Source organism: Marilutibacter maris (assembly GCF_006546735.2).
GTDB classification, from domain to species: domain Bacteria; phylum Pseudomonadota; class Gammaproteobacteria; order Xanthomonadales; family Xanthomonadaceae; genus Marilutibacter; species Marilutibacter maris.
Map to the genome: position 1 here is coordinate 1 of NZ_VICD02000131.1, position 5,172 is coordinate 5,172.

The following is a 5,172-nucleotide window of genomic DNA, read 5'->3' on the forward strand; positions in this document are numbered from 1 at the left end:
CTCAATGTCCGCCCCGGCGAGGGCGGCGTGTTCCTGGCCGGCGAGATCGGCGGCCTGACCCCCGGCAGCCTGCACGCGATCCATATCCACGAGAAGGGCGATTGCAGTGCGGTCGACGCGTCCAGCGCCGGTGGCCACTTCAATCCTTCCGCCAACCCGCATGGCCGGGTCGGGCATGGCCCCCACCATGGCGGCGACATGGACAACATCCAGGCCAATGGCGAGGGCGTGGCCCAGGTCAACGTGCATGCGCTGGGCGTGACCCTCGGCGGCGGCGCGGTCAACGACGTCGCCGGCCGCGCGGTGATCGTCCATGCCGCGGCCGACGACTACGCCAGCCAGCCCTCCGGCAACGCCGGCAAGCGGGTGGCCTGCGGGATCATCAAGGTCACCCGCTGAGGGCGCCGATGTCGAGCCTGCGCATCCGCGATGCTCACGCCGCCGATGCCCCGCTGCTGGCGCAGTGGGCGCAGGCGATGGCGTGGGAGACCGAGCACAAGCGGCTGGACCCGGAGACGGTGCTGGCCGGCGTCCATGCCGGCATCGTCGATCCGGCCAGGGCCCGCTATCTGATCGCGATGCGCGATGCGCCGCTGGCCGGCGACGAGCTGGTCTCGGTGCCGGTCGGCACCCTGATGCTGACCAGGGAATGGAGCGACTGGCGAAACGGTGAGTGGTGGTGGATCCAGAGCGTCTACGTCGCCGAGGCCCATCGACGCCAGGGCGTGTTCGCCGCGCTCTACCGCCACGTCGAGGCACGCGCCCGTGCGACCGCCGGGGTGATCGGCCTGCGCCTGTATGTCGAGCGCGACAACGGCAATGCCCAGCGCAGCTACCGCGCGCTGGGCATGGACGATGCCGGCTATCGGGTGTTCGAGGCCGGGTTCGAGCCCCCGGCGACGGGCCAGGGAGCCTCTGACTGATTCAGAGGTTCCGCGCGCCAGGGAGTGCACGCGCGGATCAAGCACGCAAGGGCTTGACCTTGCGACGTCCGAACACGTCCAGGATGGGTTTGTTCGGACCTTCCCTGGCGGCGGGGCTCAGGCCAGCGCGTCGCGGGCGCGTTCGGCGTCCTGGCAGTCGACGAAGTTGACCGCCACGCCGTGGGCGCCGAGCACCGCCGCGAACTGGCGCAGGCGCGCCTGGAACTGCTGGAAGCGGCGTTCCAGCCGGTCGCGGCATTCGTCGCTGTCGCAGGGCGCCTCCGGTGCGTAGCGCGCGTGCCAGGCGCGCGGCGAGAACAGGGCGATGCGCGCTTCGCCATCGGCATAGCGCAGCAACGGTTCCGGCACCGCGTCCAGCCAGGCCTCGCCGCCGGGTTCCAGCAAGGCGGTTTCCAGCAGCGGCCACAGCGGCGCCAGGCCGGCGTGGTCGTACTGCATCGCGGTCATCGCGGCGAGGTCGTGCACGGTCAGGTAGCGCGCATGCTCGATCCGCAGGCCGAACGCGGTCTGCGCCTGCAGCGCGGTCTCGGCGCCGGCCATGCCGCGCTCCAGCAGTCCGTTCTCGAACGCATCGCCGACCCGGGCGATGGTGTCGGCGTCGCCGGAGAGCAGGAACGGCAGCAACCGGAAGGTGCCGCCGTCGTAGTCGGGCGACGGGGTCAGCGCGCCGGGCAGGCGGCCGTCGTGGCTGCCGAAGGCGATGATCCGGCCGTGGCCTTCGCCGTCGTGGCCGCCCCCCGGCGCACGTGCGGCCAGGTCGTCGAGCTCGCGATGCAGCGGCCAGCCCGGCCGCAGCAGCTCGACCGGGTCGTAGTGGGCGCCGACGGTGACCAGCTGCAGCCGCGCGGCGTCGGCCTCGAAGTCGGCCAGGTCGCGGGCGATCAGTCCGGCCAGGGCGCCGGCATCGCCCTGCGGCAGGGTGGTGCGGGCGATCGCGGCGCCGGCGGTCAGCTCCAGCGCGAGGGCGCCGAGCACGGCCAGGTCAGGCGCATGCGGGGCCGGCATGGCGGTCGGGTCGGGAGCGGTCATCGGCAGCAGGATACGGTGGCGTTTGGTTGTGCGCGGGGCCGGCGCTACACTCGGCGCAGCCCCAATGTGTCGCGGGCCGTCGCCGTCCATTATGCCCGCTGGTCGTGGCGGTCAGCGCCGCCGCCGTCCACATTCCCGTCCATTCCCGCGAGTCGTCAGCTCCACAAGCCCCACGAGGTATACCGATGCGCCCAATCCGTCCCGTCGCCGTGCTCGGTGGCGTCCGCATCCCGTTCTGCCGCCAGAACACCGCCTATGCGGACGTGGGCAACCTCGGCATGTCGGTACGCACGCTCGGCGCGCTGGTCGAGAAATTCGGCCTGCACGGACAGGTGCTGGGCGAGGTCGCGATGGGCGCGGTGATCAAGCACAGCAGCGACTGGAACCTCGGCCGCGAGGCGGCGTTGTCGTCGGGACTGTCGTCGCTGACCCCGGGCATCACCCTGCAACGCGCCTGCGGCACCTCGCTGGACTCGATCATCACCGTCGCCAACAAGATCGCGGTCGGCCAGATCGAATCCGGCATCGGCGGCGGCTCGGACACCACCTCCGACGTGCCGATCGTCTATGGCAAGAAGCTGCGCCGGCGCCTGCTCGCCGCCAATGCCGCGCGCGACCTCAAGGGCAGGCTGGCCGCGTTCAAGGGCTTCTCGCTGCGCGAGCTCAAGCCCGAGTTCCCCGGCGTGGCCGAGCCGCGCACCGGCAAGAGCATGGGCGAGCACTGCGAGGACATGGCCAAGCAGTGGAACATCGGCCGCGACTCGCAGGACGAGTGGGCGCTGTCCTCGCACCAGAAGCTCGCCGCCGCCTACGAGCGCGGCTTCTTCGATGACCTGGTGGTGAGCTTCCGCGGCGTGTCCCGCGACAACATCCTGCGGCCGGACTCGACCCTGGAGAAGCTGGCGACGCTGAAGCCGGCGTTCGACAAGGTGTCCGGGCGCGGCACCCTGACCGCGGCCAACTCGACGCCGCTCACCGACGGCGCCGCCGCCTGCCTGCTGGCCAGCGACGAGTGGGCGCAGGCGCACGGCCACGAGGTGCTGTGCTACCTGCGCGATGCCCAGGTCGCCGCGGTCGACTTCGTCCATGGCGAGGGCCTGCTGATGGCGCCGACCGTGGCGGTGCCGGAGATGCTGGCGCGCAACGGCCTGAGCCTGCAGGACTTCGACTTCTACGAGATCCACGAAGCCTTCGCCGCCCAGGTGCTGTGCACGCTGCGCGCCTGGGAGAGCGAGGAGTACTGCCGCTCGCGGCTGGGCCTGGACGCGCCGCTGGGCCGGATCGATCCGGACAAGATCAACCCCAACGGCTCCTCGCTGGCGGCCGGACACCCGTTCGCCGCGACCGGCGCGCGCATCGTCGCCACCGCCGCCAAGGAGCTCAAGCAGCGCGGCGGCGGCCGCTGCCTGATCTCGATCTGCACCGCCGGCGGCATGGGCGTGGTCGCGATCCTGGAGCGCTGAGCAGGTTTAACGCTTGACGTTTAACGTTAAGCGTTATATTTTGCCGGAATGATACGCAGCTTCCGGTGCATGGATACGCAACGGTTGTTCGAGAGCGGAAAGTGCCGTCGTTTCAGCGCGATCGCCAGGATTGCCACACGCAAGCTGGTCCAGCTGGACGCGGCGCACACGCTGGACTTTCTGCGCGCACCGCGGGGCAATCGGCTCGAGGCCCTGCGGGGCGACCGTCGGGGTCAGCACAGCATCCGGATCAACGATCAGTTCCGGCTGTGCTTCCGCTGGACCGACGATGGACCGGAAGATGTGGAGATCGTCGACTATCACTGAGGCTTGATCATGTTCAAGAACGGCATGCGGCCGGTACACCCCGGCGAGATTCTGCGCGAGGACTACCTGGTGCCCCTTGAGCTGAGCGCGAACGCGCTGGCGCGACGGCTGCATGTGCCGGCGCCGCGGATCAACGACATCGTGCGCGAACGTCGGGGCATTTCCGCCGATACGGCGATGCGTCTGGCGCGCTACTTCGGCGGGGACGCGCGCTCGTGGCTCGATCTGCAGGCCGCCTATGACCTGCGGGTGGCCGAGATCGAGAACCTGCGGCGGATCGAACGCGAGATCACCCCCGCCGCCGCGTGACCTGGCCGCATTGCCTGCTCGCGATCCTGGAGCGCTGAGCGCTTCCCGCGGGCATCGACAGACACCATGCCTGCGGTGTCCGCCGGCGAGCCGGCGCGGTTGGCCTCAGGCCGCCGCGGCGATGTGGAACACGCCGAACTTGTTGCCGTCGGGATCGCGGAAGTAGGCCGCGTGCACACCCGGCCGGCGCTCGCCCGGCGGGCCTTCGCAGCGCCCGCCGAGACGGAGCGCGGTGCCATGGATGCGGGCGACGTCGTCGATCGAGTGCGCCTTGAGTCCGACCATAGAACCGTTGCCGTGGCGGGCCGGCTGTTCGTCGTAGGGGCGGCATACCGCCAGCCCGACGCCGTCGTCCGGCCCCTTCCACAGGATCGAGCGATCGTTCCGCATCACCTGCCGCGCGCCCAGCAGCGCCAGCAGGCCGTCGTAGAAGGCGGCGGATCGCTCGAGGTCGTTGCTGCCGAGGATAACGTTGGTGAGCATGCGATGGCTTGCGTGCCGACGGCCGATGCGGTCGCTCAGCCGCGCAGGCGCGGCAGGCCGTGCTCGTCGCGTTCCTCGATCGCGGCCTGGTCGTAGATCTTCTGCTTCAGGTCGCGGCCCGGAACTTCCACCGGTGCCTCGCCGCGGGCGACCCGCAGCGCATTGGCGTAGCACTGGCTGGCGCGCGCGTCGCCGGCCTGGGCGAATCCGTTGCCGAGTTCTTCCCAGGCCTCGGCATTGCCGCCCTGGGCGAGCGCGCGATGCAGGTAGGCCTCGGCCTGCGACCACTGGCCCTTGGCGCGGTGCAGGCGGGCCAGGCTCAGCAGCAGTCCGGGGCTGGCCGGGTGCGCCTGCAGCCAGCGCTCGGCATGGGCCAGGCGGGCGTCGAGGCGGCCGATTGGCAGGCGTCCGTAGAGGCTTGCCAGTTCGTCGCTCCAGCGGTTGTCGAGCGCGTGTTCGATGCTGCTCGCGGCGGCGTCCTCCCAGCGCAGCGCGGCGGCGCGTTCGGCGTAGGCGGCGACCGCGGCGGGGTCGCTGCGCAGCGGTTTGGGCAGGGCTTCCCAGCGGTCGGCCAGGACATTGGCATCGGCCGCCTCGCGCAGGCCGGCCTCGGCCCA

The 5,172-nt window shown here is 71.0% G+C and carries 8 protein-coding genes; 5 read left to right on the top strand and 3 right to left on the bottom strand.

Annotated features, from left to right (window positions below; translation table 11 throughout):
* A partial coding sequence (locus FKV24_RS08245; RefSeq protein WP_141482032.1) for a superoxide dismutase family protein occupies positions 1 to 399 on the top strand: 399 nt, incomplete at its 5' end.
* 8 nt (positions 400 to 407) lie between these two features.
* Entirely contained in the window at positions 408 to 923 is a 516-nt protein-coding gene (locus FKV24_RS08250) for a GNAT family N-acetyltransferase (RefSeq protein WP_111265080.1), read from the top strand.
* Between the two features lie 117 nt (positions 924 to 1,040).
* On the opposite strand, the gene FKV24_RS08255 is transcribed toward FKV24_RS08250, so the two are convergent.
* Positions 1,041 to 1,973 carry a hypothetical protein gene (locus FKV24_RS08255; protein ID WP_223250221.1) on the bottom strand — a complete coding sequence of 311 codons (933 nt, stop codon included), beginning with the start codon at positions 1,971 to 1,973 and terminating at the stop codon, positions 1,041 to 1,043.
* Between the two features lie 185 nt (positions 1,974 to 2,158).
* On the opposite strand from FKV24_RS08255, the gene FKV24_RS08260 reads away from it, so the two are divergent.
* From FKV24_RS08260 to FKV24_RS08270, 3 genes are read left to right on the top strand one after another with little or no spacing between them, the layout of a single operon-like run.
* On the top strand, positions 2,159 to 3,436 hold the full coding sequence (locus FKV24_RS08260; RefSeq protein WP_111265081.1) for an acetyl-CoA C-acetyltransferase: 1,278 nt from the start codon (positions 2,159 to 2,161) through the stop codon (positions 3,434 to 3,436).
* Positions 3,437 to 3,484: 48 nt separating this feature from the next.
* Complete coding sequence (locus tag FKV24_RS08265; protein ID WP_141482033.1) at positions 3,485 to 3,763, top strand: type II toxin-antitoxin system RelE/ParE family toxin; 279 nt, start codon at positions 3,485 to 3,487, stop codon at positions 3,761 to 3,763.
* 9 nt (positions 3,764 to 3,772) lie between these two features.
* Positions 3,773 to 4,072 carry a HigA family addiction module antitoxin gene (locus FKV24_RS08270; RefSeq protein ID WP_111267886.1) on the top strand — a complete coding sequence of 100 codons (300 nt, stop codon included), beginning with the start codon at positions 3,773 to 3,775 and terminating at the stop codon, positions 4,070 to 4,072.
* A 105-nt stretch (positions 4,073 to 4,177) separates the two neighbouring features.
* Here FKV24_RS08270 and FKV24_RS08275 read toward each other — a convergent pair whose 3' ends face one another.
* Positions 4,178 to 4,555 (bottom strand): VOC family protein, encoded by a 378-nt coding sequence (locus tag FKV24_RS08275; protein WP_141482034.1) that lies wholly within the window; start codon positions 4,553 to 4,555, stop codon positions 4,178 to 4,180.
* A gap of 35 nt (positions 4,556 to 4,590) precedes the next feature.
* A partial coding sequence (locus FKV24_RS08280; RefSeq protein ID WP_141482035.1) for a heme biosynthesis protein HemY occupies positions 4,591 to 5,172 on the bottom strand: 582 nt, incomplete at its 5' end.

Excerpts from the sequence above, each read along its gene's own strand:
- FKV24_RS08250 (WP_111265080.1), top strand. The coding sequence starts at position 408 with ATGTCGAGCCTGCGCATCCGCGATGCTCACGCCGCCGATGCCCCGCTG.
- FKV24_RS08255 (WP_223250221.1), bottom strand. The coding sequence starts at position 1,973 with ATGACCGCTCCCGACCCGACCGCCATGCCGGCCCCGCATGCGCCTGAC.
- FKV24_RS08260 (WP_111265081.1), top strand. The coding sequence starts at position 2,159 with ATGCGCCCAATCCGTCCCGTCGCCGTGCTCGGTGGCGTCCGCATCCCG.
- FKV24_RS08265 (WP_141482033.1), top strand. The coding sequence starts at position 3,485 with ATGATACGCAGCTTCCGGTGCATGGATACGCAACGGTTGTTCGAGAGC.
- FKV24_RS08270 (WP_111267886.1), top strand. The coding sequence starts at position 3,773 with ATGTTCAAGAACGGCATGCGGCCGGTACACCCCGGCGAGATTCTGCGC.
- FKV24_RS08275 (WP_141482034.1), bottom strand. The coding sequence starts at position 4,555 with ATGCTCACCAACGTTATCCTCGGCAGCAACGACCTCGAGCGATCCGCC.